Origin of the sequence: Sphaerisporangium album (genome assembly GCF_003323745.1) — a bacterium.
Lineage (GTDB): Bacteria > Actinomycetota > Actinomycetes > Streptosporangiales > Streptosporangiaceae > Sphaerisporangium > Sphaerisporangium album.
Window position 1 is genome coordinate 123,523 of record NZ_QOIL01000002.1, and the last position, 23,838, is coordinate 147,360.

Here is a 23,838-nt window from a genome sequence, read left to right on the forward strand (position 1 = left end):
GCCGGGCCTCGGGACGGGAACGGGAAGTCCCGCCGCGCCTCGGGACAGGGACGGCGAGCCCGCCGGCCGCAGGACAGGGGGACGGGCACCTCGTGCCTCGGGACGGGGGGACGGAGAGTGTCGCCGCGGCGTCAGGGCAGGTGGGCGTCCAGGGCCGTGCCGAGGCGGCGGACGCCCTCGGTCAGCTCGGCGACGTGCGCCGCCGCGATGTGCGTCACGCGGACGTGCGGCCCCGGAGGCTCGGCGGGGTGGTAGATCGCGCCGGGGCTCACCAGCACCCCGGCCCGCTGGGCGCTCTCGACCAGGGCGGTCTCGTCGACCTCGCGCGCAAGACGCACCCACAGGTGCAGGCCGCCCTGCGGGACCGGCCGGACCTCGGCGGACGGCAGGTGGCGGGCCAGGGCCGCCGCGAGCGCGTCCCGCCGCACCGCGATCTCCGCCGCCACCCCGGCCAGGTGACGGCGCCAGCCCGGCGAACCGAGGAACTCCAGCGCCGTCTCCTGCAACGGCCGGGCCACGAAGAACGACTCCACGAGCTGTGCGGCCTTGAGCCGGCGCGCCGCCGGGCCCCGGGCGATGACGGCGGCCACCCGCATGCTCGGTGCGGTGATCTTGCTGAGCGAGTTGACGTGGACGACCGTCCCATGGGTGTCCAGGGTGACGAGCGAGGGCGGCACGGCGCCCGTCGTCAGGTAGCGGGCGTAGTCGTCCTCGATCACGAACGCGCCCGCGGCCCTGGCGACGGCGAGGATCTGCTCCCTGCGCGCGGCCGGGACCACGGCGCCGGTGGGGTTGTGCAGGGTCGGCTGGCAGTAGAAGACCCGCGCGCCGGTGACCGCGAACGCCTCGGCCAGCAGCTCCGGCCGCACGCCGTCGCGGTCCATCGGCACGGCGACCGCGCGCAGCCCGGCGGCCCGCGCCGAGGCGAGCGCGCCCGGGTAGGTCGGGGTCTCCACGAGCATCGCCTCGCCGGAGGCCGCCAGGGCGCGGAAGGCGTGGGTGAGCGCGGCCTGGCCGCCGCTGGTGATCAGCACGTCCGCCTGGGTGACCCCGCCGCCGACCTCGGTGGCGAACCAGCGGCGCAACTCGGCGAGGCCGTTCAGCGGCGGCAGCGCCCAGGCGTCCGGACGGCGCACGGCGCGCGCGGCCGCGTTCGCCAGGGCCCTGGACGGGCGCAGGGCGGGGTTGAGGTAGCCGCCGGTGAGCGGGATGACCCCCTCGGGCGGCGGGGTGAGCAGGCCGCTGACGGCCGTGTCGTCCACGGACCTGTCGCCGAGCGAGACCGTCTGCCAGGACACGTCCGTGGCGTCCCCCGCCGTCGCGGAGGGCGGGGCGGCGGCGAACGCGCCGATGCCCGGCCGCGTGACCACCCTGCCCTCGGCCGTGAGCGCCGCCAGCGCCCGCGAGACGGTGACCGGGCTGACGCCGTGCCGCCGCGTGAGCTCCCGGCTGGACGGCAGCCGTCCCCCGGGACCGACCCGGGCGGCCTCCTCCCGCAGCAGCCCGGCGAGCCGGGCGATACTGCTATCGTCATCCATGAGAGAGCAGAATAGCGCTATCGTTCCCTCGGCAGTATCGCCGCATACGCCCGGTCGTGCGGAGGGCGAGCGCGCGGCGCCCGGTCCCGAGGGGCGACGGCCCGCGACGCCGGACGGCCCGGAAGATGCGGCAGCCCGTGGTCCTGAAGAGGCGGGGAACGGCGGCCTCGAAGGGACTGGAGGCGGGCGGCCCGCCCGGGCGGGCGATCCGGCCGGCCGTGACGCGCGGCGCGGCGGGGGCGTCTGGCAGGGCACGGCGCTCGCCGGGCTCGGGGTGCTGGCCTTTTCCGGGAGCTTTCCGGCCACCGAGTTCGCGATGCGGGGCTTCGACCCCTATCTGGTCGCCATCGGCAGGGCGGCCCTCGCCGCGCTGGTCGCGGGGGTCTGCCTGATCGCCGCCGGAGCCCCGCTCCTGCCGCCCCGCGCCCACCTGCGGTCGTACGCGGTCATCGGGCTCGGCGTGGTCTTCGGGTTCCCGCTGTTCAGCGGGCTCGCGCTGGACTCGGGGGCGAGCGTGTCGCACGCCGCCGTCGTGATCGGCCTGCTCCCGGCCGCCACGGCCGTGTGCGCCGTCCTGCGCGCGGGGGAGCGCCCACGCGCGCTGTTCTGGGCCGCCTGCGCCGCCGGGGCCGTGTCGGTGACGGTCTTCACGCTGAGCCGGGGAGGCGGGCGCCCGTCCCTCGCCGACCTGCTGCTGCTCGCGGCCCTGCTCTGCGCGGCGGCCGGGTACACCGAGGGCGGCAGGCTGGCCCGGCACACCCCGGGCTGGCGGGTGATCTCGTACGCGCTGGTGGTCGCGGCCCCGATCTCGGTGCCGGTCACGGTCGTGCTGGCCGTGGTCACGCCCTGGCATCCGACGGTGGCGGCTGTGGCGGGGTTCGCCTACGTGGCGCTGGTGTCGATGTTCCTCGGATTCATCCCGTGGTACGCCGGGCTCGCCCTCGGCGGCATCGCGCGCGCCGGTCAGACCCAGCTCCTGCAGCCGCTCGTGTCGCTGCTGTGGGCGTGGCTCCTGCTCGGAGAGCACTTCGAGCTCGCCACGATCGCCGGAGCGCTCGCCGTCCTGCTGTGCGTGGCCACAACCCAGCGCACGCGCGCCTGAACGCGCCCACAGGCCGTAAACCACCCCCCGCCCCCACCGGAATGCCACCAACCCTCAAAACCGCTTCCCAGCCCCGCACAGCGCCCTCGGAACCTCGTACCGTGACACCGCCGGTCAACGAGACCCCCGTGGCGGATCACCGTACGAGGCGCCGATTTCACCGACGTCCCTTCCCGCCGCCGCGGCGCCGTGAAGAGCCACTCCGTGCGGACGGGGGGAGAAGGGCCAGGCCACGCGGGCGGGCGGAAGGTCGGGCTCCCTCAGGCCCCGAGGGGGACGGAGTAGACGAGGCGGAAGCGGTCTCCGGGGACGACGATGTCGCTGGTCTCGACGGGGCGGTCGCCGGCCCAGTGGGTGCGCTCGACGTGGAGGACGTGGACGCCGGTGGGCAGGTCGAGCAGGTCGCTCTCGGTGGGCTGGGGGACGCGGGTGTGGACGCTCTCGCGGATGTCCGTGATCTTGACTCCGGCGGCGGACATGCGGGCCAGCAGGCTCTTGCGTCCGTTGGTGCCCTCCTCGGGGGCGGCCTGCCCCTTGCCGAGCTCGGCGGGCTCGTAGGAGGTGGCGAGCTGCATCGGCCTGCCCTCGGCGCGGAAGACGTAGCGCGTGCGGATCACCGGGTCGCCCGGGTCGAGTCGCAGGCGCCGGGCGAGGTCGCGCCCGGCTCGGACGGGCTCGCTGCGCCAGTCCCAGGTGGCGCGGTGGCCGCCCGCCTGCATGTCGGCGGCGAACGGGGCGTCGTGGTCGGTGTGGCGGGAGCGCTGGAGGGGATAGAGCACGGACTTCTCGCGGACGTAGTGGCCCGAGCCGACCCTGCCGATGATCAGCCCTTCGGCGGCCAGCACCCGTAATGCGTGGCGGGCGGCGGTCTCGCCCACGCGGAACCGCTGGGTGAGCTGGGCGCGAGACGGGATCGGCGCCCCGGGCGGCAGGGTGCCGTCGACTATCTGCGCCCGCAACTCTTCGACAACACGGAGGTACACCGGGTCGTTGCCAGTCATCCGTCCATCCCTGGGGGCGTTCGAGATCGTTTTCTTATCTTGCCGTAATCAGGAGACAACACGGAGTAATGGCGACGGGTTGGGGTCCCAACTTTACGGGCGGCCGTTCGCGGCAACCGGGCGGCGGCGCGGGCCGGTGCGCGGGCGCCTCGGTCGGCGGAACCGGCCGGGACGGCCTGCTCCGCCGGGGGTCTGGCGGAGTTCCGGAGGGACCTGCGGTGACGCGGCGCGCGGAGGGGCGCCGGGAGGCCGCCGGAAAATTCTCCTCAGAGTCGTGTAACACCCACGTAAGCCACGTCGATAGACGGACAGAGGTCGTCGATGTGTGTACCCCCGAGCACATATCGGCGGCCTCTATCCATCTCCCGGCATGGCCGGGCAACTACCGGCGAAGCCACTTAGACCCCACCGAACGCCCCTCGCGTGCGGAACCGGGGTGGCGGGGTCCACCGATCCCGCCGGATCCGGGTACCGTTCCGTCTATGGCATCGCCAACAGGAACCTCCGACGCGCCTTTCGGCCGCTTGCTGACCGCCATGGTCACCCCCTTCACGACGGACGGCGCCGTCGACGCCGAAGGCGTCCAGCGTCTGGCGACCTACCTTGTCGACGAGCAGGACAACGACGGCCTGGTAGTGAGCGGCACGACCGGAGAGTCCGCCACCACCACGGACGCGGAGAAAGAGCTGATCCTGCGCCTGGTGCTGGAAGCCGTCGGCGACCGCGCGACCGTCGTGGCCGGTGCCGGCACCAACGACACCCGTCACACGATCGAGCTGGCCCGGGCCGCCGAGCGCGCGGGGGCCCATGGCCTGCTGCTGGTGACGCCGTATTACAACAAGCCCCCGCAGGAGGGGCTGTACCAGCACTTCACGACCGTGGCGGACGCCACGGGCCTGCCGGTGATGCTGTACGACATCCCCGGGCGCACGGGCACGCCCATCGCCACCGAGACGCTGCTGCGCCTGGCCCACCACCCGCGCATCGTCGCCGTCAAGGACGCCAAGGGCGACCTGTTCGCCGGCGCGCAGGTAATGGGCGCCACGGGCCTCACGTTCTACTCCGGTGACGACGCCGCCAACCTGCCCTGGCTCTCGGTCGGGGCCGCCGGGTTCGTCAGCGTGGTGAGCCACGTCGTAGGCTCCGAGCTGGCCTCCATGATCCGGCTCTTCCGCTCCGGCCACGCCGAGGGCGCCCGTGACGTCAACCGTCGCCTGCTGCCCGTCGTGACCGGCATCATGACCCGCACCCAAGGGGTGATCATGACGAAGGCGGCCCTCGGGCTGCTCGGCAGGGACGCCGGCCCCGTGCGGCTCCCGCTCGTGGACGCGACCCACGAAGAGGTGGCCGCCCTGAGGGAGGACCTGCTCGCGGGCGGGGTCAAGCTGCCCGGCTGACGCCCGGGAGGCGCCCGCGAGGGGCCGTGAAGGGCGCCACGATGACGTGACCGCCGCGCGTCCGTCCGTCCAGACGGCACGGACGCGAGCGGCGGGGACAGGCAGGACCGCTACAGGCCGCGCAGTCGGCGCGGTGGGGAGGAACAGAGGGGTTTTGAGAATCGGAGACAGAAACCGTGGCCCGCGAGGCGCCGGACGGCTCGGCGAGGGAGCCGTGCGCGGGCGGGCCGCCGGATACGGGGGTAAAGCATGAGTCATCCGCATCCCGAGCTCGGGCCGCCTCCGGCGCTTCCGGAGAACGGCCTGCGCATCGTCGCGCTCGGAGGGCTCGGCGAGATCGGCCGCAACATGGCGGTGTTCGAGTTCGACGGCCGGCTGCTGGTGGTCGACTGCGGCGTGCTGTTCCCCGAGCCCGAGCAGCCGGGCGTCGACCTGATCCTGCCCGACTTCACCTACATCAGGGACCGCCTCGACGACATCGAGGCCGTCGTGCTGACCCACGCCCACGAGGACCACATCGGCGCCGTGCCCTACCTGCTGCGTGAGCGCGCCGACATCCCGCTGGTCGGCTCCCGGCTCACGCTCGGCCTCATCGAGAGCAAGCTGACCGAGCACCGCATCCAGCCGGTCAAGGTCGAGGTCGCCGAGGGCGTGCGCCAGCGGTTCGGGCCGTTCGAGTGCGAGTTCTTCGCGGTCAACCACTCGATCCCCGACGCGCTGGCCGTCGCGCTGAGGACGCCCGCGGGCATCGTCCTGCACACGGGCGACTTCAAGATGGACCAGCTCCCGCTCGACGGCCGCCTCACCGACCTCGGCGGGTTCGCCCGGCTCGGGTCCGAGGGCGTCGACCTGCTGATGTCGGACTCGACGAACTCCGAGGTGCCGGGCTTCGTGCCGAGCGAGCGCACGATCAGCCCGGTGATCGACGAGGTGGTCCGCAGCGCGAGCAAGCGCATCATCGTCGCCTGCTTCGCCTCGCACGTCCACCGCGTGCAGCAGATCTTCGACGCCGCCGAGGAGAACGGCCGCAAGGTCGCGCTCATCGGGCGGTCGATGGTCCGCAACATGGGGGTCGCGCGCGAGCTCGGCTACCTGCGCGTGCCGCCTGGCCTGCTGGTCGACTCCCGCGAGATCGAGGAATGGCCGCCGGAGGACGTCGTGCTCATCTGCACGGGGTCCCAGGGCGAGCCGATGGCGGCGCTGTCGCGCATGGCGAACCGCGACCACCCGATCCGGGTGGCCGACGGCGACACCGTCGTGCTGGCGTCGTCGCTGGTGCCGGGCAACGAGACGGCCGTCAACAAGGTCATCAACGGGCTCACCCGCTGGGGCGCGCGCGTGGTGCACAAGGGCAACGCCACCGTGCACGTCTCGGGTCACGCCGCAGCCGGCGAGCTGCTGTACGTCCTCAACCTCACCAAGCCGTCCAACTTCATGCCGGTGCACGGCGAATGGCGCCACATGCGCGCCCACGCCAAGCTCGCCGCGCTGACCGGCGTCCCCGACGACCACATCGTCATCGCCGAGGACGGCGTGGTCGTGGACCTGGTGGACGGCCGGGCGAAGATCGTCGGCAACGTGCAGTGCGGCTACGTCTACGTCGACGGCTCCTCGGTCGGCGCGGTCACCGACGTCGCGCTCAAGGACCGCCGCATCCTCGGGGACGAGGGCTTCATCTCGGTGGTCGTGGTGGTCGACTCGACCACGGGCAAGGTCACCGGCGGGCCGGAGGTCTACGCGCGCGGGTCGGGCATCGAGATCGAGGCGTTCGACGCGGTCATCCCGCTGATCGAGAGCGCGCTGGAGGACACCGCGGCGGACGGCGTCGCGGACCTGCAGCAGATGCGCCGGGTGACCCGCCGCATCGTCGGGCGCTGGGTCAGCGACACCTACCGCCGCCGGCCGATGATTATTCCGGTGGTCGTGGAGGTCTGACGCGGCGTAGGTTTCACGTGCCGGAACCCGAACCCGCGCACGAGGAGCCGTATGCCTGAGAACCAGGCCGGATCGCCGGTGAACGCCCCCGCCTCCACGGCCGGCGTCACCGGCACAGCCGCCAAGGTCGTCTACACGAAGTACGACGGGTCGCTCCACTGGCACCACGACGGGTGGCTGCTGGGGGAGGACGAGCACGGGGCCTGGCTCGGATGCCCGCCGCGCACGCGCGCGGCCCGGGGCGCCGAGCCGCCGGTCGTCTGGGAGGAGGCGTTCGTGATGCTGTTCCCGCGCGACGCCTGGTGGACCGCGACCTTCAACGACCGGCCGGCCAGGTGCGCGATCTACTGCGACATCACGACCGTGCCGCGATGGCTCGACGGGCAGGTGACGATGGTCGACCTGGACCTGGACGTGCTGCTGATGCGCGACGGGCGCCTGTTCGTGGACGACGAGGACGAGTTCGCCGAGCACCTCGTCCGCTACGGCTATCCGAGCGAGGTCATCGGCCGGGCGGAGAGCTCGGCCGCCTGGCTGATGGCCGCCATCGCCGCGGGCACCCCGCCCTTCGACGGCACCCACGAACGCTGGCTCTCCGGGGTCCGTTGAGCTAGGGCGGTCCCTCTCTCCGCGCGATCGGAGGGCGCGCCATGGGCACCGCGAATGGGCACAGTCCTTACCAGCGTGGACGGGCCGAAGAGAAGGCGGGGTCGGTCGTGCGCATGTAGCCTCCGTCGTCCCGGGTCCGGATGCCGCACTTCAGGTAGTTCTCGTGCATCACCGCCAGGGCGTCGCGGTCCAGCTCGACGCCGAGCCCCGGCCCGCGGGGCACCTCTACGGCGCCGTCGTGGAACCGCAGCGCCCCGGGCGCGACGACGTCCTGCCCCGCGAGCCACGGGGTGTGGGTGTCGCAGGCGTACGCCAAGGTCGGCACGGCCGCCGCGAGGTGCGTCATGGCGGCCAGGCTGATGCCGAGGTGGCTGTTGGAGTGCATCGACAGCTCCAGCCCGAACGTCGCGCACAGCCTGGCGAGCTGCGTGGAGCGCACGAGCCCGCCCCAGTAGTGGTGGTCGGCGAGCAGCACGCCGATGGCCCGGCGCTCGATCGCGGGCGGCAGGTGCTCGAAGGCCACCACGCACATGTTGGTGGCCAGCGGCATCCCCGCCTCGGCCGCGACCGCCGCCATGCCGTCCAGGCCCGGGGTCGGGTCCTCCAGGTACTCCAGCACGCCGGCGAGCTCCCGCGCGACCATGAGGGAGGTCTCGGGGGTCCACGCGGCGTTCGGGTCGATGCGGATCGGCAGCTCGGGGAAGGCGTCGCGCAGCGCGTGCACGGCCTCGATCTCCTCGGCCGGGGGACGCACCCCTCCCTTGAGCTTGAGCGAGCGGAAGCCGTACGCGTCCACGAGCAGCCGGGCCTGGGCGACCAGCCCCTCGGCGTCGAGCGCGGCCCCGAAGCCGTCGGGCTCCGCGCCGGGGTGGCCGGCCCATTTGTAGAACAGGTAGGCGCTGTAGGGGACGGAGTCGCGGACGGCGCCGCCGAGCAGGTCGGCGACGGGCCTGCCCGCGGCCCTGGCCTGGATGTCCACGCAGGCGACCTCGAACGGGGAGAAGACGCGGTCCAGGGTCTTCTCCTTGGTCGCCGTCCTCGCCGTGGCGTGCCGGGTGGTGACCTGGGCGCCCACCGAGGCGGCCACCTGGGCGTAGATCGCGTGATGGGCGTAGGCGTCGTGGCCGGGGAGCAGGCGCGCGGCCGCGCGCACCAGCTCCAGGTGGGCCAGGTCGCCGTAGGTCTCGCCGAGCCCGGTGAGGCCCTCGTCGGTGACGACCTCGACGACGGTGCGCAGCGCCCACGGCTGGTGGACGCCCGAGGCGTTGAGCAGCGGGGGGTCGCGGAAGGCGACCGGCGTGACCCGGACCTCCGTGATCCTCATGATCCACTGCTCGCGGGCGCGTCGAGGGCGGGCACCAGGTCGAGCCCGGCGGCGATGAGCTTCTCCAGCACGGCCAGGTGGCCGGGTTCGGGGTCGACGAGCGGCGGCCGTACACCGCCCACGTCCAGGCCGCGCAGCCGCACCCCCGCCTTGACCAGGGACACGGCGTACCCGGGGACGCGGTCGCGCAGCTCGACCAGCGGCCGGTAGAACCCGGACAGCAGCCGCCGCACGGTCTGCTCGTCGCCCGTGGTGATCGCCCGGTGGAAGCCGAGGGCGACCTCGGGGACGAAGCAGAACGCGGCCGAGGAGTACAGCCGCACGCCGACGCCGCGGAAGGCGGGCACGGTCATCTCGGCGGTCGGCAGGCCGTTGAAGAACGTGAACTCGCGGTCGGTGGCGTCGCGGACGGCCAGGATGATGCGTTGCAGCAGGTCGAGGTCGCCGAGCCCGTCCTTGAAGCCGATGACGTTCGGCACCTGCGCGAGCCGGGCCACCGACTCGGGGGTGTACCGGCTGCTGCCCCGCTGGTAGACGATCACCGGCAGGGCGGTGGCGGCGGTCACCTCGCGGACGTACCGCAGCAGGCCCTCCGGCGGGCCGGAGACGAGGTAGGGCGGTAGCAGCAGCAGGCCGTCGGCCCCGGCCCGGGTGGCGGCGGCGGCGCAGGCGCGGGCGAAGGGCAGGGCTCCGCCGGCGCCGGACAGCACGGGCACCCGCCCGGCCGTGGCCTCGACGGCGACGCGGACGACGCGCTCGTACTCGGGCAGGCTGAGGGCGTTGAACTCGCCGGTGCCGCAGGCGGCGAAGACGCCTCCGGCGCCCGCGCTCACGCCGTCGTCCACGTGCCGGGCGAGCGCCTCCTCGTCGAGCGAGCCGTCCGGGGAGAACGGGGTCACCGGGAAGAAGAGAACACCGTCAAGGCGCATGGGACTCCTCATCGCTTGGGTATCGCTTGGGTCGACGCGTGCGTCATGGCTGGGGGGAACGGGGATCGGGGTCGTCGTGGACGGCCGTTCCGGAACGGTCACGGGTCACCCCTTGACCGCTCCGGCCACGAGGCCGGACATGAAGGTGCGCTGGAAGGCGAGGTAGACGGCGAGGCTCGGCAGCAGCGCCAGCAGCGAGCCGGCGAGCAGGGCCCCCGGGCCGACGCTCGGGTCCGAGCGCAGCGAGGCGAGGGCCACCGTGAGCGTGTAGTCGTCGGGGGTCTCGGCGACGATGAGCGGCAGCAGGTACTGGTCCCAGATCATGGTGAAGCCGAAGATGACGATCACGCCGAGCGCGGGGCGGCACAGCGGCAGGATGATCTGCCCGAAGATCCGCATCTCGCTCGCGCCGTCGACCCGGGCGGCCTCCTCCAGCTCGGCGGGGATCTCCTTCATGAACTCGCTCATCACGAAGATCGAGAAACCCCAGCCGCCCAGGGGGAGGATCACGCCGAGCAGGCTGCCGCGCAGGTCGAGGTGCAGCAGGGGCAGGTCGCCGAGGACCAGCGAGAGCGGGATCGCGATGATCTCCTCGGGCAGCATCATCGTGGCGAGGATCGCCAGCAGCACCAGCGCCTGCCCGCGGAACCGCTTGCGCGCCAGCGCGTACGCCGCGAACACGCTCACCGCGACCTGGAGCAGCAGCGCGCCCCCGGCGATCACCACGGAGTTGAGGAAGAAGTGCCACAGGCCCTGCTCGGCGGCGACCTGGAAGTTCTCCAAGGTGGGGTCGTGGGGGATCAGGGACATGCGGCTGGGGTCGGCCCCGGCGTCGAACGCGCCGGAGAAGACGGCCAGCAGCGGCCCGCAGAACACGACGACCACGGCGGCGTACAGCAGCAGCCGGGTGGCCGAGGCGACGGGGTGGCGGCGGCCCCACCCCCAGCCGAGTGCGGTGTCGAACATTCAGATCTCCCTGCGCCTGCGGTAGACGGTCACGGCGACGGTGAGGACGAGGGTGGTGAGGAAGAGCAGCACCGAGGCGGCGGAGGCGAAGCCGAGGTCGCCGGCGTCGAAGCCGAGCGCGTAGATGCGGGTCATGACGACGTCGGTCGCCCCGGCGGGGCCGCCGCCCGTGAGCACGAAGACCTCGGTGAACACCCGCAGGCCGCGGATGCAGGCGAGCGTGACCAGGATCGTGATCACCGGGCGCAGCGCGGGGATCGTCACGTGGCGGATCCGCTGGAGGAGGCTCGCCCCCTCCAGCGCCGCGGCCTCGTAGTGCTGCCGGTCGATGCCCGCCAGCCCCGCCAGGATGATCATCATGTCGTACGGCGCGTGTTTCCAGACGCCGACGAGGATGACCCACCACAGCGCGGTGCGCGGGTCGTCCAGGAACTTCTCCGGGCCGAAGCCGAGCAGGCCGAACAGCGTGTTGAGCATGCCCTGGTCGCCCGCGAAGTACAGCAGCCGCCACACCTCGCCGACCACGGCGATGGCCGTCACCACGGGCAGGAAGGCGGCCGAGCGCACCACCCACAGCGTGCGCGCCTTGCCTTCCAGCAACAGGGCCAGCACGAACCCGAGGATCATGGCCCCGGCCGTCTGGGCCGTGGCCAGCACCAGCGTGTGGCCCATCGCGGAGCGGAAGGACTCGTCGGTGAAGACGCGGCCGTAGTTGGCGAGGCCGATCCACTCGTCCCCGAGGAAGGGGCGCACGTTGAAGAAGCTCATCCATAGCCCGCGCGCCATCGGGATGTACTTGAAGTAGAGGAAGAGGATCAGCGCCGGCGCCAGGAACAGCCAGGGGACGAGCCGCAGCCCGCGCGACCGGTGCGGGCGGCGGCGGTGGTCGGCGGCGGGGCGGGGCGGGGCGCCGGCACGTCCCGCCCCCGGCGAGCGCGCGCCGTCGTCCGCGATCGCCGTGCCGCCGGCGCGGGCGGTCACCCGGCGACCTTCTGCGTGGCGAGTTCGGTCCGGTAGTCGGCGGCGAGCTTGCCGAGGGCGCCGCGCACGTCGGCGTCACAGGTGGCGAACAGCGAGTTGAGCGTCTCCGAGGTCTTCTGGCGGAACGGCTGCCAGTTCGGGACCTGCGGGAACGTGCGGGCCGACTCCTGGTAGACCTTGGCGATCAGCGCCCAGCGGTCGTCCTTGCGCTCGGCGAGCATGTCGACGTTCTTGTTCACCGGGATGCGGACCACGGGGTTAGGCTGGGTGCCGTTCATGCCGAGGCGCTGGCCGTCCGCGCTGATCAGGAACTCGGCGAGCTTCTTCTGCCCGTCCTGCTGGGCGGACCCGGCCATGAGGTAGATGTTCTCGCCCTCGCCGAGGACGGTCGCGCCGCCGGGCCCGGCGGGGGCGGGGACCACCTCGTACCTGTCCTTGCCGAGGCTCTTGTCGAAGCGGCCCATCATGTACGGGCCGGTGAGGTAGATGCCCGCCTGTCCCTTCTCGAAGAAGGGGTGGGCGTCGTCGGTGATCAGCGTGAGCGCGCCGGGGACGACGACCTTGTCCTTGCAGAACAGGCCCTGCAGCTTGGTGACCGCGTCCACGCTCCGGGGGGAGTCGATGGCCGGGGTGAACTTCCCGGGCCCGGCCTGGGTGAGGAAGTCGCCACCGCCCTCCCAGAGGAAGGACGACGCCCACCAGGCGGTGTACCCGCGCTGGCTGGAGCCGGGGACGAGCATGCCGTAGGTGTCGGCCTGGCCGTTGCCGTCGGGGTCCTCGGCCTGGAATGCCTTGGCGAGGGAGACCAGGTCGTCCCAGGTCTTCGGGACGTCCTTGCCGAGCTTCTCGCGCCAGTCCTTCCGGATGAACAGGGCCATGGCCTGCGTGGAGAACGGGATGGCGTGCAGCTTGCCGTCCGCGCCGGTGGCCTGGCCCCACGCGCGGTCGACGATCTGGTCGGATCCGGCGATGGACGCCTTGTCGATCGTGCCGACCAGGCCCTGCGTGGTCGCGGGGCCGAGGAGGCTGGAGTCGTTGATGACGACGTCGGGCAGCTTCTTGGCCGCGGCGGCCTGCTGGATCTTCTGCTCGAAGTTCTCGTAGACCGGGACGTAGTCGACCTTGACGCCGGTCTTCTTGGTGAACTCCGCGATGACCTTGGTGTACACCTTGGCGGAGGCGGGGGTGGAGCGCGTCCAGAGCTGGAGGGCGGCGGCGCCTTCGGAGTCCGCCTTGGAGGCGCATCCGGACAGGACGGCCGTGGCCGTCAGGGCGGCGACGGCGAGCCCGGGGACGGCGCGCCGGCGGGTGAGGCGGAGGGGGGTGGCCATTTCACACTCCGTTCAAGGATGTGAACAGTGGATGTCTTCACGGGCGATCGGGGCGGGGCTATGGTCGTGCGTTCATAAGCTGGGATATCATTCACGTATATGAACAGTGCGAAAGTACGCCGCACCCGCCCCCCGGGTCAAGGGGGGTTCCGGCGATCCGTTGCCAGGCAACACGCGATCTTGACGAACCCCGCGTCGACGCCCGTACGGTTGCGGCATGGCTGAACACGTTCTCGTCACCGGAGCCGCGGGCCGCATCGGCAGGTGCCTCGCCGACGGGCTCCCCGCGCACGGTCACACGCTGCGGCTCCTCGACATGGTCCCGATCGAGGACACCCCGCACGAGGTCGTCGTCGGCGACATCACCGACCCGGCCGTGCTGGAGCGGGCCATGAAGGGCGTCACCGCCGTGGTCCACCTGGCCGGCATTCCTTCCACCTCGGCGTCCTTCGAGCGGCTGCTCACCGCCAACATCGAGGGCACCTACCGCGTCTTCGAGGCCGCGCGGGCGGCCGGGGCCGGGCGCCTGGTGTACGCCAGCAGCAACCACGCCGTCGGCTTCGTCCCGCGCAGCGAGATGGCGCCCGCCGACCCGCCCATCGCGCCCGACTCCCACTACGGGGTCTCCAAGGCGTACGGCGAGGCGCTCGGGCGCTACTACGCCGACCGGTACGGCATGCGGGTGGCCTCCCTGCGCATCGGCACCTTCGCGCCGCGCCCGCCGAGCCCCCGGTCGCTGTCCACGTGGATCAGCCCGGGCGACATGGTGCGGCTGGTGCAGGCCTGCCTCACCGCGCCCGACCTGACCTACGCGGCGGTGTGGGGCGTCTCGGCGAACACGCGCAGGTGGTGGGACCTGTCCGTGGGCAGGGCCCTGGGCTACGAGCCCGAGGACGACGCCGAGGCGTACGCCGAGGGCATGCCCGAGCTGGACCCGGATGATCCCGAGTACGCCTACGTCGGCGGGAATGTCGTCAGGGACTGACGGCGGGGCGGGGCGTCCCTAGGTGCGATGTCCCGCCGCCTGCGGGGAGAATGGACGCGACACTCGCGGCGAGGAGGACCGACATGACCGAGCAGGGAATCTCTGTGCCGCACGTCAAGTCCGCCGTGCGCACGGTCGAGCTGCTCGACTTCTTCGCCCAGTACCCGGGTCTGCACAGCCTGTCGGATCTTCAGGGCAAGCTCGGGTACCCCAAGAGCAGCCTGCACGCGCTGCTGCGCACGCTGGTGGGGCTCGGCTGGATCGAGACCGACGTCACCGGCACGCTGTACCGCATCGGCATGCGCGCGCTGCTGGTCGGCGCCACGTACATCGACGGTGACCCGGTGGTCCAGATCGCGCGCGACGCGCTGGACTGGCTCGCCGAGGTGACCGGCGAGACCGTCCACCTGGCACGCCTCGACCACTTCGACGTGGTCTACCTGGCGACCCGCGCCTCCCGGCACTACCTGCGGCCGTTCGCGCGGGTCGGCCGCCGCCTGCCGGCCAGCACCACCTCGCTGGGCAAGGCGATCCTCGCCACCCGCGAGGAGGACGAGGTCGCCGGCCTGCTGCCCGCCGAGCTGCCCCGCCTCACCAAGAACACCATCGACGACCAGGGCCGCCTCCTGGCCGACCTGCGCCGCATCCGCAAGCGCGGGTACGCCGTCGACCGCGAGGAGAACACCGAGGGCCTGCGCTGCTTCGGCGTGGCCCTGGACATCGCGCAGCCGCCCCGCGACGCCGTCAGCGTGTCGGTCCCCGTCCCCCGGCTGACGCCGGGACGCGACAAGGAGATCGCGGCCTTCCTGCTGGAGGCGCGCGACCGCATCGAGCTGGCCGCGCGGGGCGTGCGGCGCACCTACTGAGGCCTTTCCGCTCTCCTCCGCCGGACCCGGCCGGGCAAGATCCCCGTTGTGCCCGCTTGACCTCCACACATCCAAGGCTGTTCGATATAGCAATACAGCATTCTATGTAACGGGATGGAGGCATGGTGGAGGTACGGTACGCGACCGCACCCGACCAGGTACCGGGCATGACGACCGACCGGCTCAGGAGTCGATTCCTCGCGGAGGAGCTCTTCGTCCCCGGAGAGGTCCGCCTGGTGTACTCGCACGAGGACCGCATGGTGATCGGCGGAGCGCTGCCCGGGGAGGCCCCGCTCGACCTTCCCTGCCCCGACCCCCTCCGCGCCGAGTACTTCCTGGAGCGGCGCGAGCTCGGCGTGGTGAACCTGGGCGGTCCCGGCACGGTCACCGTGGACGGCGCCGCCCACGAGCTCGGCACCAAGGAGTGCCTGTACGTCGGCAGGGGCGCGCGTGCGGTCTCGTTCGCCGGCGGCGCCTTCTACCTGGTCTCCACCCCCGCCCACACCGCCCACCCCACCGTCAGGGCCACCCTGGACGACGCCGAGCCCGTGCGCCTGGGCTCCCAGGAGGGGTCCAATGACCGCACGATCAACAAGTACATCCACGCCAAGGGGATCCGGAGCTGCCAGCTCGTGCTCGGCGTCACGGTGCTGGAGCCGGGCAGCATGTGGAACACCATGCCGTGCCACACGCACGAGCGGCGCACCGAGGTCTACCTGTACTTCGACCTCCCCGAGGACCACCGGGTCGTCCACCTGATGGGCAGGCCCGACGAGACCCGCAACCTGATCGTCGCCGACCGCCAGGCCGTGATCTCGCCCCCCTGGTCGGTGCACTGCGGCTTCGGCACCAGCAACTACTCCTTCGTCTGGGCGATGGGCGGCGAGAACCAGGCGTACGACGACATGGAGCAGGTCGCGATCGGCGCGATGCGGTGATGTTCTCCCTGGAAGGCAGGACGGCGCTCGTCACGGGCACCCGTACCGGCATCGGCAGGGCCATCGCCGTGGGCCTGGCCAGGGCGGGGGCCGACATCGTGCTGCACGGCCACCGCGACGACCTGGCCGAGGTCGAGGCCGAGGTCCGCAAGGAGGGACGCGAGGCCTGGCGCTGGACGCTCGACCTGTCGGAGCCCTCCCGGGTGCCCGGCGAGGCCGAGGACCTGCTCGCGCGGCGGCAGGTCGACATCCTGGTCAACAACGCCGGCATCATCCGCAGGGCCCCCGCCGCCGAGCACGCCTACGCCGACTGGCGCGCCGTCCTGGACGTCGACCTGGACGCGGTGTTCCTGCTCAGCCAGGCGGTCGGCCGCTCGATGATCGCCCGAGGCTCCGGCAAGATCATCATGATCGCCTCGATGCTGTCCTTCCAGGGCGGCGTCAACGTGGCCGGGTACGCCGCCGCCAAACACGCCCTCGCGGGGCTGACCCGCTCGCTGGCCTGCGAGTGGGCCGCGCTGAACGTGCAGGTCAACGCCATCGCCCCCGGGTACATCGCCACCGACAACACCGGCGCGCTTCGCGAGGACCCGGACCGGGAACGCGCGATCAGGCAGCGCATCCCCGCCGGGCGCTGGGGCACCCCGCACGATCTGGTGGGCGCCTCGGTCTTCCTCGCCTCGCCCGCCTCCGACTACGTCAACGGGCACGTGCTCGCCGTGGACGGCGGCTGGCTCGCCCGATGACGCCGGGCACTCCCGGCGGCCGCCGCTCTTAGTAGGCTCGGGGCGTGGTCAGGGAAGGCAGCTCCATCGACAAGGCGCTGGCGGTGCTCGAGGCGATCGCCGAGCATCACCGCGTGACCGACATCGCGGCGGCGACGGGCGTCTCCAAGTCGACCGTCCATCGCATCCTCCAGTCGCTCGTCGAGTGGGGGTTCGCCCGCGCCGACGGGTCCGGGGGGTACGAGCCCGGGCCGCGCATCCTCACCCTGGCGGGCAAGGTCATGAGCCGGTTCGACCCCTCCCGCCAGGCGTCCGCCGCGCTGCGCGCGCTGCACGAGCGCACCGGCTACACGACCCACTTCGGCATCCGCGGCGGCGACGAGGCCGTCTACGTCGAGAAGCTCGAAGGGCGCAGGCCGTACCAGATGCCCTCGCGGGTGGGCATGAGCCTGCGCCTGCACAGCACCGCGATCGGCAAGGCCGTCCTCGCCGAGCTGGACGACGACGAGGTGCGGGCCATCGCCGCCCGCACCGGCCTGGCGCGGCTCACCGGCGCCACCCTCACCGACGTGGGGGAGTTGCTCGCCCACCTCGGCAAGGTCAGGGAGCTCGGCTACGCGATGGACGACGAGGAGAACGAGCCCGGCATCCGCTGCGTCGGCGCGGCCGTCTTCGACCACACCGGCCGGGTGCTGGGCGGCATCTCCATCTCGACGCTGGCCATGGACATGGAACGCGAGGCCCTGGAGGAGCTCGCCCCCGTGGTCGTCGCCGCGGCCCGGGACGTCTCCCTGGCCCTCGGCGCTCCGACCGGGGCGCTCACCCGCTGAGCTCGTTCCTGGTGGTGCCGGCGAGCAGGCGGTCGATCTCCTCGGGCGTCGCCACGCGCCCGGTGCCGCCCTGGCCCTCCAGGCTGATTGCCGCGGCGGCCGTGCCGGCGCGCACGGCCTCGCGCAGGGACGCCCCGAGGGCCAGCCGCGCGGCGAGCGTGCCGGCGAACGCGTCGCCCGCGCCCGTCTGGTCGACGATCGCCGCCGCCGGGATCGCGGGCACCTCCTGCGCAGTTCCCTGGCCGTCGGCGAGCAGCACCCCGTCGGGCCCGCGCGTGACGGCCACGGCCCGCGCCCCGAGCGCCAGGCACGCGCGCGCGGCCTCCGCGGGGTCGGCGGTGCCGAGGAGGGGCAGGGTGTCGCCCGGGCTGGAGGGGGTCACCAGGGCCACCCAGGGCGCGACGGAGGCGAGCGTCGCGGCGGCGGCCTCGGCGCCGGTCAGCCGCCACCGGTAGTTGGGGTCGTAGACGACCCTGCCCCCGGCGGCGTCCACGGTCCGCGCCGCGTGCAGCACGGCCCGCGCGCAGGACTCCGAGAGGGCGGCCGTGACGCCGCTGACCAGCAGGACGGCGGTCTCCTCCAGCGGGGCCGCCGCCAGGTCGTCCGGGCCCATGCGGGAGGCCGCGCTGCACGCCCGCATGTACGTGAACGCCCGCTCGCCGCTCGGGTCCGCGCCCACGGCGTAGGCGCCGGTCGAGCCCACGCCGCGCCGCATCCACCGCGTGTCGACGCCGTGCGCGGCCGCGAAGCGGATCAGCCGCTCGCCGAACTCGTCGTCGCCCACCAGCGTCACCAGCGCGACGTGCGCGCCGGTCGCGGCGGCGGCCACGGCGGCGTTCAGGGCGTCCCCGGAGAACGACAGCCGGAAGGTGTCCGCCTCGGTCAGCGGACCGGACGCCGAGAACTCGACCAGCGGCTCACCGACCACCATCACGTCCATGGCAGACTCCTTCTTGGTTCATGTAGCGGAATTTGGTTTCATGTGATGCAACAAAGTCGATTCGGAGGACATCATGCCAAACATCACCGTGGAACTCTTGTCCGGGCGTACCCTCGACCAGCGCCAGGACTTCGTCGCGGCCGTGACCGAGGCGGCGGTGGACATCCTGAACGCCCGCCGCGAGTCCGTGCGCATCGTCTTCTGGGAGATCGAGAAGTCCGACGTCGCCAACGGCGGCGTGCTGGAGTCGAACAGCGTTCATGGCCGCGCCACCGGCACGGCGGTTCGGGGCGCCTGAGAGTCGGTGTTCTTCCGCCGTCAGGCGCGAGGGTGAGGAACGATCCCTCGCGCCTGACGACTCCAGAACACCGCCGCGCCCCGAACGGGTCAGGCCGGGACGGGTGGGCGGGTGGGGGACTCGTCGGTCTGGAGGGAGTCGATCAGCGCGTCGCGGTCCGGGCGGTTCTCGGGCTTGAGAAGGCCGATCGCGACGTAGAGGACCAGGGACGTGACCAGCGGGGCCGCCACGACCAGGGTCTGGTTGGTGGAGGCGATCACCCATTTGAGCACGGCCCAGACGCCGAGGCCGGCCGCCCAGGAGACGATCGCCGCCGTCGGGCCGCTGCGCCGGAACCACGGGAGCAGGCCGAGCATCAGCGGGATCGAGATCGGCCCCATCGTGGCGGCCACGACGTCCACCACGATCTTCAGCACGACGCCCTGCCCCTGCGTGGTGATCGCGATCGTCATGCTGACCAGCACGAACAGGAACGTTGTCACCCGGGCCAGCTTCAGCGCGCCGGAGGCGTCCAGCGCCCTGACCCGGCGCACGAAGACGGGCAGGATGTCCCGGGTGATCACCGCGGAGATCACGTTGGCGTCCGAGGAGACCATCGCCATCGTGTGCGAGAAGAACCCCGCGAGCACCAGGCCGATGAGCCCGGCGGGCAGCAGCTCCTGCGCCAGGCGCACGTACGACTGGTCGGAGTCGGTCAGGCCCGGCACGATCAGCGGCGCGGCGAACATCGGGATGAAGAGCACGAGCGGCCACAGCAGCCACAGGGCGCTGGACAGCAGCGCGGCCCGCTTGGCCTGCGAGCCGGACGGCGCGCCCATGTACCGCTGGGCGAGGTTCCACATGCCGCCGTTGTACTCGAAGGTCTTGATCAGCAGGAACGCGAAGAAGTAGGTGGTCGTGTACGGCCCGGTCAGCGGGTCGCCGTGGCCCTCGGGGAGCTTGTCCCACATCGTCCACAGCGCGGACACGCCGCCGAGGTGGCCGAGCACGGCGGCGAACATGACCACGCCCGCGACGGCCTGGATGACGAACTGGCCGAAGTCGGTGAGCACGTCGGCCCAGAGCCCGCCCACCGTCACGTAGATCACGGTGACCGCGCCGGTGATCGCGATGCCGTACTGGATGGGGATGCCCGCGAAGCCCTTGAGCAGCACCGAGATGGCGACCCACTTGGCCGCGATGTCGACGACCTTGAGCAGCGCGCCGCTGTAGGCCATCACCTGCTGGGTCGGCAGGTTGTAGCGCCGGGTCAGGTACTCCAGCGGGGAGACCACGCCGTGCCTGGCCCTGAGCCTGTTCCAGCGGGCGGCGAACAGGAAGGCGCCGATGCCGACGCCGATGCCGATCGTCATCGCCCACCAGACGTAGACGGTGAGCCCGTAGTCGTAGGCGACGGCCGCGAACGCGACGAACATGACCGCGCTGTAGCCCGACATGTGGTGGGAGATCCCGGACAGCCACCAGGGGATGCGGCCGCCGGCGGTGAAGTAGTCGATGACGGTCCTGATGCGGTTCTTCGACCAGATCCCGATCGCGACCATGATCAGGAAGTAGGCACCTAGGACGAACCAGTCGAGTGCGGACATCTGTCCTCCTTCCAACGTCCCGTTGGAATGGAGGTTCCATTACATGAAACATGATGTCAATACATAGAACACAATCGTGTGCGGCGCGTCGTTCCCCGCGCGAGGGCCGCCTCATGCGTACCCTCGGTACCATGGCCACCCGTACGTCGAAAACCACCCCGAAGGGGTCGGCGAAGCGGTCCACCCCGTCCTCATCGTCCCGTCCCGCCTCCGCCAGGCGCCCGCAGGGGCGGGCCGCGGCAGGACGCCCGCACGGCCGCCAGGCGCGCCGTCCCGCCGCCGCGCCGCCGGACCCGATCAGCTGGGTCTTCATCGCCATCGGGAAGCTCTTCGTCGGCGTGTGGCTGCTCATCGCCAACGGCATCGGCACCGCCGCGCGGGCCTTCGGCAACCAGGCGCGCGAACTGGACCCGGCCCACCGCCGCGACGGCCTTGGCCTGGCCGTCCTCGGGGGCGCCATCGTCCTGGCAGCCATGACCTGGCGCACCTCGGCCCAGGGCACGTTCGCGACCGTCGTGGACGCCGTCCTGCGCGGCGCCGTCGGGTCCCTGGCCTGGGCGGTGCCGCTTCTGCTCGGGCTGGTCGCCTGGCGCCTGCTGCGTCACCCCGACCAGAACGCCGACACCGGCCGCATCATGATCGGCTGGACCGCGCTGCTGGCGGGCCTGCTCGGCGTCATCCACGTCGCGCACGCCACGCCGTATCCGTCGGGACCCGCCAAGACCGACGGCATGGACAAGGTCTCGGCCGCGGGCGGCATGATCGGCTTCATCGTCTCGGCGCCGCCCTCCAGCATCCTCCCGGCGTTCATCACGATCCCCCTGCTGCTGATGCTCTCGGGCTTCGGCGTGCTGGTGATCACCGCGACCCCGGTCCACCGCGTGCCCGAGCGGCTCGCCGAGATCCAGCACATGCTGTTCCAGAAGTCCTCCGACCGGGCCGCGCCGGGGGAGCCGGGAGAGAAGAAGCCCGCGCGGCGCTCGCGCAAGGGCGCCTCCGGGGGCAAGGGCGGCAAGGCGGCCGACGACGCCGAGCCCGCCGACCTGGTCAAGCCGTACGACACGCCGGTGGTCGCCGACGCGCCCGGCGCCCCTCCCCGCTCCGACCACTCCCCGGAGATCGTGCCCGGCCTGGTGGACGAGGAGGACGAGCCGCCGAGGCCCGCCGTCTCCGAGCCTCCCCACCCCTCGCCGGCCCCGCGCAAGGTCGAGCAGCTCGTGCTGTCCCCGCAGGCCGGCCCGTACGTCCTGCCGGACGTCTCCGCGCTGCGCCAGGGCACGCCCCCCAAGCCCCAGACCAAGGCCAACACTGTCGTGGTCAACGCGCTCACCAGCGTGCTGGAGCAGTTCGCGATCGACGCGCAGGTGATCGGCTTCACGCGCGGCCCGACGGTCACGCGGTACGAGATCGAGCTCGGCCCCGCCGTCAAGGTCGAGAAGGTCACCGCGCTCGCCAAGAACATCGCCTACGCCGTCAAGTCCGCCGACGTCCGCATCCTGTCGCCGATCCCCGGCAAGTCCGCGATCGGCGTGGAGATCCCGAACACCGACAAGGACCTGGTCAGCCTCGGTGACGTGCTGCGCTCGCAGGTCGCCCAGGCCGACCACCACCCGATGATCGTGGGCCTCGGCAAGGACGTCGAGGGGCGCACCATAGTGGCCAACCTGGCCAAGATGCCCCACCTGCTCATCGCGGGCGCCACCGGCGCCGGTAAGTCGGTCTGCGTCAACGGGCTCATCTCCTCGATCCTGATGCGCGCGACCCCGGACGAGGTGCGCATGGTGCTCGTCGACCCCAAGCGGGTCGAGCTCAACACCTACGAGGGCATCCCCCACCTGATCACGCCGATCATCACCAACCCCAAGAAGGCCGCCGAAGCCCTCGAATGGGTCGTCGGCGAGATGGACCGGCGCTACGACGACCTCGCGGCCAGCGGCTTCCGGCACGTGGACGAGTTCAACAAGGCGGTCCGCGCGGGAAAGCTGGTGCCCCCGCCGGGCAGCGAGCGGGTCTACCAGCCGTACCCCTACCTGCTCGTGATCATCGACGAGCTGGCCGACCTGATGATGGTCGCCCCCCGCGACGTCGAGGACTCGATCGTCCGCATCACCCAGCTCGCCCGCGCCGCCGGCATCCACCTGGTCATCGCCACCCAGCGCCCCTCGGTGGACGTCGTCACCGGCCTGATCAAGGCCAACGTGCCGTCCCGGCTGGCGTTCGCGACGTCCTCGCTCGCCGACTCCCGGGTCATCCTGGACCAGCCGGGCGCCGAGAAGCTCGTCGGCCAGGGCGACGCGCTGTTCCTGCCCATGGGCGCCAGCAAGCCGATGCGGCTGCAGAACGCGTTCGTCTCCGAGAAGGAGATCCACGACGTCGTCGCGCACTGCAAGGCCCAGATGCAGGTGGAGTACCGCGACGACGTCGCCGCGACCGCGACCGCCAAGCGCGAGATCGACGAGGACATCGGCGACGACCTCGACCTGCTCGTCCAGGCCGCCGAGCTCATCGTCACCACGCAGTTCGGCTCCACCTCGATGCTCCAGCGCAAGCTGCGCGTCGGCTTCGCCAAGGCCGGCCGCCTGATGGACCTGCTGGAGAGCAGGAACGTCGTGGGCCCGAGCGAGGGGTCCAAGGCGCGCGAGGTGATGGTCAAGCCCGACGACCTGCCCGGCCTGCTCGCCGACTTGCGGGGAGAGTGACCCCTCCGCGACCGATCCCCTCGGTAACTGGTTGAATGTGAATGGCTACGCATCGTCGGAATACGGGCGCGTAGCGCAGGTGCACGGCGAGGGGGACGTATGAGCATTGGAGTGACGCTGGCCGCGGCACGTCACGCGGCGGGCATGACGGTCGCTCAGCTGAGCGGCCGCACGCGTATCCGGGAAACGGTCATCTATGCCATCGAGCGGGACGACTTCTCGCTCTGCGGCGGCGACTTCTACGCAAGAGGTCACGTCCGCAACATCGCCAAGACTCTCGGGCTGGATCCCGACGCGATCGTGCACCAGTTCGACGAGGAACACGGCGGGGTTCCGCTGCCCGTGCGCGCCGCCGCGGTCTTCCAGGCCGAGAGCACGATCAAGCTCCGCGAGCGCCGCAGCCCCAACTGGTCGACGGCGATGGCGATCGCGCTCGCCATCGTCGCCGTCTTCGGGGTCGCCCGGGTGATGAGCGGGTCCGGCGACACCACCACGGACCCCAAGGCCGCGGTCCCCAAGGCACCGGTGCCCGCTGCCGGGCCTGCGGGGGACGCGAAGAAGGCCGCCAAGCCGGTGAGCGATCTCGTCACGCTCCAGGTCAAGGCGACCAAGCCCTCCTGGCTGGAGGTCAGCGACGGCAAGGGCAAGCAGATGTTCCGCGGCACGCTGCCCGCCGGGCGCACCTCGACGTGGAAGGCCCACAAGGAGGTGCGGGTCACGATCGGCAACGCGGGCGGCGTCGACCTGGAGGTCAACGGCAAGCACCTGGGCGTGCCGGGGAAGATCGGCCAGCTCGTCCACAAGTCCTTCGGTCCCGAGACGCCGGGTTCGCGGTGACCGCGGCGTGACATACTCTCT

Annotated in this window: 21 protein-coding genes; 12 read left to right on the plus strand and 9 right to left on the minus strand. The window is 72.1% G+C overall.

The features are described from left to right. Positions 1-131 precede the first annotated feature (131 nt). Complete coding sequence (locus DQ384_RS03210) at positions 132-1,538, minus strand: aminotransferase-like domain-containing protein (RefSeq protein ID WP_114027159.1); 1,407 nt, start codon at positions 1,536-1,538, stop codon at positions 132-134. Here DQ384_RS03210 and DQ384_RS03215 point away from each other — a divergent pair. After that, complete coding sequence (locus DQ384_RS03215; protein WP_114027160.1) at positions 1,537-2,640, plus strand: DMT family transporter; 1,104 nt, start codon at positions 1,537-1,539, stop codon at positions 2,638-2,640. The genes DQ384_RS03210 and DQ384_RS03215 overlap by 2 nt on opposite strands. A gap of 260 nt (positions 2,641-2,900) precedes the next feature. Here DQ384_RS03215 and DQ384_RS03220 read toward each other — a convergent pair whose 3' ends face one another. Then, positions 2,901-3,641 (minus strand): GntR family transcriptional regulator, encoded by a 741-nt coding sequence (locus tag DQ384_RS03220; protein ID WP_114027161.1) that lies wholly within the window; start codon positions 3,639-3,641, stop codon positions 2,901-2,903. 482 nt (positions 3,642-4,123) lie between these two features. Between DQ384_RS03220 and dapA the strand changes: the two genes are divergently transcribed. The 3 genes from dapA (at position 4,124) to DQ384_RS03235 (ending at position 7,582) form a co-directional block, all read left to right on the plus strand. After that, positions 4,124-5,038: a 4-hydroxy-tetrahydrodipicolinate synthase gene (dapA, locus tag DQ384_RS03225; protein ID WP_114027162.1), complete on the plus strand. Its 915-nt coding sequence runs from the start codon at positions 4,124-4,126 to the stop codon at positions 5,036-5,038. Positions 5,039-5,287: 249 nt separating this feature from the next. Next, positions 5,288-6,973, plus strand: a complete 1,686-nt coding sequence (locus DQ384_RS03230) for a ribonuclease J (protein ID WP_114027163.1) — start codon at positions 5,288-5,290, stop codon at positions 6,971-6,973. A 51-nt stretch (positions 6,974-7,024) separates the two neighbouring features. Beyond that, positions 7,025-7,582: a ribonuclease FAU-1 family protein gene (locus tag DQ384_RS03235; protein WP_114027164.1), complete on the plus strand. Its 558-nt coding sequence runs from the start codon at positions 7,025-7,027 to the stop codon at positions 7,580-7,582. A gap of 67 nt (positions 7,583-7,649) precedes the next feature. Here DQ384_RS03235 and DQ384_RS03240 read toward each other — a convergent pair whose 3' ends face one another. From DQ384_RS03240 to DQ384_RS03260, 5 genes are all read right to left on the minus strand, one after another. After that, the gene (locus DQ384_RS03240) at positions 7,650-8,906 is read right to left on the minus strand and encodes a glucarate dehydratase family protein (protein WP_114027165.1); all 1,257 of its coding nucleotides are present in this window, start codon (positions 8,904-8,906) and stop codon (positions 7,650-7,652) included. Then, positions 8,903-9,835, minus strand: coding sequence for a 5-dehydro-4-deoxyglucarate dehydratase (locus tag DQ384_RS03245; protein WP_114027166.1), 933 nt, complete (start codon positions 9,833-9,835; stop codon positions 8,903-8,905). Before DQ384_RS03245 ends, DQ384_RS03240 begins: the two co-directional genes overlap by 4 nt. A 105-nt stretch (positions 9,836-9,940) precedes the next feature. Next, entirely contained in the window at positions 9,941-10,801 is an 861-nt protein-coding gene (locus tag DQ384_RS03250) for a carbohydrate ABC transporter permease (protein WP_114027167.1), read from the minus strand. Next, on the minus strand, positions 10,802-11,782 hold the full coding sequence (locus DQ384_RS03255) for a carbohydrate ABC transporter permease (protein ID WP_245966224.1): 981 nt from the start codon (positions 11,780-11,782) through the stop codon (positions 10,802-10,804). It abuts the gene before it with no gap. Beyond that, on the minus strand, positions 11,779-13,113 hold the full coding sequence (locus tag DQ384_RS03260) for an ABC transporter substrate-binding protein (protein WP_114027169.1): 1,335 nt from the start codon (positions 13,111-13,113) through the stop codon (positions 11,779-11,781). The genes DQ384_RS03255 and DQ384_RS03260 overlap by 4 nt, the downstream gene beginning before the upstream one ends. A gap of 217 nt (positions 13,114-13,330) precedes the next feature. Between DQ384_RS03260 and DQ384_RS03265 the strand changes: the two genes are divergently transcribed. The 5 genes from DQ384_RS03265 to DQ384_RS03285 all read left to right on the plus strand — a co-directional run bounded on the left by DQ384_RS03265 (position 13,331) and on the right by DQ384_RS03285 (position 17,457). Further along, a complete protein-coding gene (locus DQ384_RS03265) occupies positions 13,331-14,098 on the plus strand; it encodes an NAD-dependent epimerase/dehydratase family protein (protein WP_114027170.1) in 768 nt (255 codons plus the stop codon). An 83-nt stretch (positions 14,099-14,181) separates the two neighbouring features. Further along, positions 14,182-14,964 carry an IclR family transcriptional regulator gene (locus DQ384_RS03270; RefSeq protein WP_114027171.1) on the plus strand — a complete coding sequence of 261 codons (783 nt, stop codon included), beginning with the start codon at positions 14,182-14,184 and terminating at the stop codon, positions 14,962-14,964. A 122-nt stretch (positions 14,965-15,086) separates the two neighbouring features. After that, positions 15,087-15,902, plus strand: a complete 816-nt coding sequence (gene kduI, locus DQ384_RS03275; protein ID WP_114027172.1) for a 5-dehydro-4-deoxy-D-glucuronate isomerase — start codon at positions 15,087-15,089, stop codon at positions 15,900-15,902. Then, positions 15,902-16,648, plus strand: a complete 747-nt coding sequence (locus tag DQ384_RS03280) for an SDR family oxidoreductase (protein WP_114027173.1) — start codon at positions 15,902-15,904, stop codon at positions 16,646-16,648. Before kduI ends, DQ384_RS03280 begins: the two co-directional genes overlap by 1 nt. Before the next feature lie 44 nt (positions 16,649-16,692). After that, positions 16,693-17,457 carry an IclR family transcriptional regulator gene (locus DQ384_RS03285; protein WP_114027174.1) on the plus strand — a complete coding sequence of 255 codons (765 nt, stop codon included), beginning with the start codon at positions 16,693-16,695 and terminating at the stop codon, positions 17,455-17,457. Here the strand turns inward: DQ384_RS03285 and DQ384_RS03290 are convergent. Beyond that, positions 17,447-18,397 (minus strand): sugar kinase, encoded by a 951-nt coding sequence (locus DQ384_RS03290; RefSeq protein ID WP_114027175.1) that lies wholly within the window; start codon positions 18,395-18,397, stop codon positions 17,447-17,449. The genes DQ384_RS03285 and DQ384_RS03290 overlap by 11 nt on opposite strands. Positions 18,398-18,470: 73 nt before the next feature. Here DQ384_RS03290 and DQ384_RS03295 point away from each other — a divergent pair, with 73 nt between their 5' ends. After that, positions 18,471-18,695, plus strand: a complete 225-nt coding sequence (locus DQ384_RS03295) for a tautomerase family protein (RefSeq protein ID WP_114027176.1) — start codon at positions 18,471-18,473, stop codon at positions 18,693-18,695. Between the two features lie 89 nt (positions 18,696-18,784). Here DQ384_RS03295 and DQ384_RS03300 read toward each other — a convergent pair whose 3' ends face one another. After that, the gene (locus DQ384_RS03300) at positions 18,785-20,281 is read right to left on the minus strand and encodes a sodium:solute symporter family protein (protein ID WP_114027177.1); all 1,497 of its coding nucleotides are present in this window, start codon (positions 20,279-20,281) and stop codon (positions 18,785-18,787) included. A gap of 131 nt (positions 20,282-20,412) precedes the next feature. On the opposite strand from DQ384_RS03300, the gene DQ384_RS03305 reads away from it, so the two are divergent. Together DQ384_RS03305 and DQ384_RS03310 are read left to right on the plus strand one after the other, a co-directional pair. Continuing rightward, on the plus strand, positions 20,413-22,980 hold the full coding sequence (locus DQ384_RS03305) for an FtsK/SpoIIIE family DNA translocase (protein WP_114027483.1): 2,568 nt from the start codon (positions 20,413-20,415) through the stop codon (positions 22,978-22,980). Between the two features lie 99 nt (positions 22,981-23,079). Further along, positions 23,080-23,817: a helix-turn-helix domain-containing protein gene (locus DQ384_RS03310; protein ID WP_114027178.1), complete on the plus strand. Its 738-nt coding sequence runs from the start codon at positions 23,080-23,082 to the stop codon at positions 23,815-23,817. Positions 23,818-23,838: the final 21 nt, after the last annotated feature.

Coding starts and splice junctions, on each gene's coding strand:
- DQ384_RS03215 (WP_114027160.1), top strand. CDS start 1,537: ATGAGAGAGCAGAATAGCGCTATCGTTCCCTCGGCAGTATCGCCGCAT.
- DQ384_RS03210 (WP_114027159.1), bottom strand. CDS start 1,538: ATGGATGACGATAGCAGTATCGCCCGGCTCGCCGGGCTGCTGCGGGAG.
- DQ384_RS03220 (WP_114027161.1), bottom strand. CDS start 3,641: ATGACTGGCAACGACCCGGTGTACCTCCGTGTTGTCGAAGAGTTGCGG.
- dapA (WP_114027162.1), top strand. CDS start 4,124: ATGGCATCGCCAACAGGAACCTCCGACGCGCCTTTCGGCCGCTTGCTG.
- DQ384_RS03230 (WP_114027163.1), top strand. CDS start 5,288: ATGAGTCATCCGCATCCCGAGCTCGGGCCGCCTCCGGCGCTTCCGGAG.
- DQ384_RS03235 (WP_114027164.1), top strand. CDS start 7,025: ATGCCTGAGAACCAGGCCGGATCGCCGGTGAACGCCCCCGCCTCCACG.
- DQ384_RS03240 (WP_114027165.1), bottom strand. CDS start 8,906: ATGAGGATCACGGAGGTCCGGGTCACGCCGGTCGCCTTCCGCGACCCC.
- DQ384_RS03245 (WP_114027166.1), bottom strand. CDS start 9,835: ATGCGCCTTGACGGTGTTCTCTTCTTCCCGGTGACCCCGTTCTCCCCG.
- DQ384_RS03250 (WP_114027167.1), bottom strand. CDS start 10,801: ATGTTCGACACCGCACTCGGCTGGGGGTGGGGCCGCCGCCACCCCGTC.
- DQ384_RS03260 (WP_114027169.1), bottom strand. CDS start 13,113: ATGGCCACCCCCCTCCGCCTCACCCGCCGGCGCGCCGTCCCCGGGCTC.
- DQ384_RS03265 (WP_114027170.1), top strand. CDS start 13,331: ATGGCTGAACACGTTCTCGTCACCGGAGCCGCGGGCCGCATCGGCAGG.
- DQ384_RS03270 (WP_114027171.1), top strand. CDS start 14,182: ATGACCGAGCAGGGAATCTCTGTGCCGCACGTCAAGTCCGCCGTGCGC.
- kduI (WP_114027172.1), top strand. CDS start 15,087: ATGGTGGAGGTACGGTACGCGACCGCACCCGACCAGGTACCGGGCATG.
- DQ384_RS03280 (WP_114027173.1), top strand. CDS start 15,902: ATGTTCTCCCTGGAAGGCAGGACGGCGCTCGTCACGGGCACCCGTACC.
- DQ384_RS03290 (WP_114027175.1), bottom strand. CDS start 18,397: ATGGACGTGATGGTGGTCGGTGAGCCGCTGGTCGAGTTCTCGGCGTCC.
- DQ384_RS03295 (WP_114027176.1), top strand. CDS start 18,471: ATGCCAAACATCACCGTGGAACTCTTGTCCGGGCGTACCCTCGACCAG.
- DQ384_RS03300 (WP_114027177.1), bottom strand. CDS start 20,281: ATGTCCGCACTCGACTGGTTCGTCCTAGGTGCCTACTTCCTGATCATG.
- DQ384_RS03305 (WP_114027483.1), top strand. CDS start 20,413: ATGGCCACCCGTACGTCGAAAACCACCCCGAAGGGGTCGGCGAAGCGG.
- DQ384_RS03310 (WP_114027178.1), top strand. CDS start 23,080: ATGAGCATTGGAGTGACGCTGGCCGCGGCACGTCACGCGGCGGGCATG.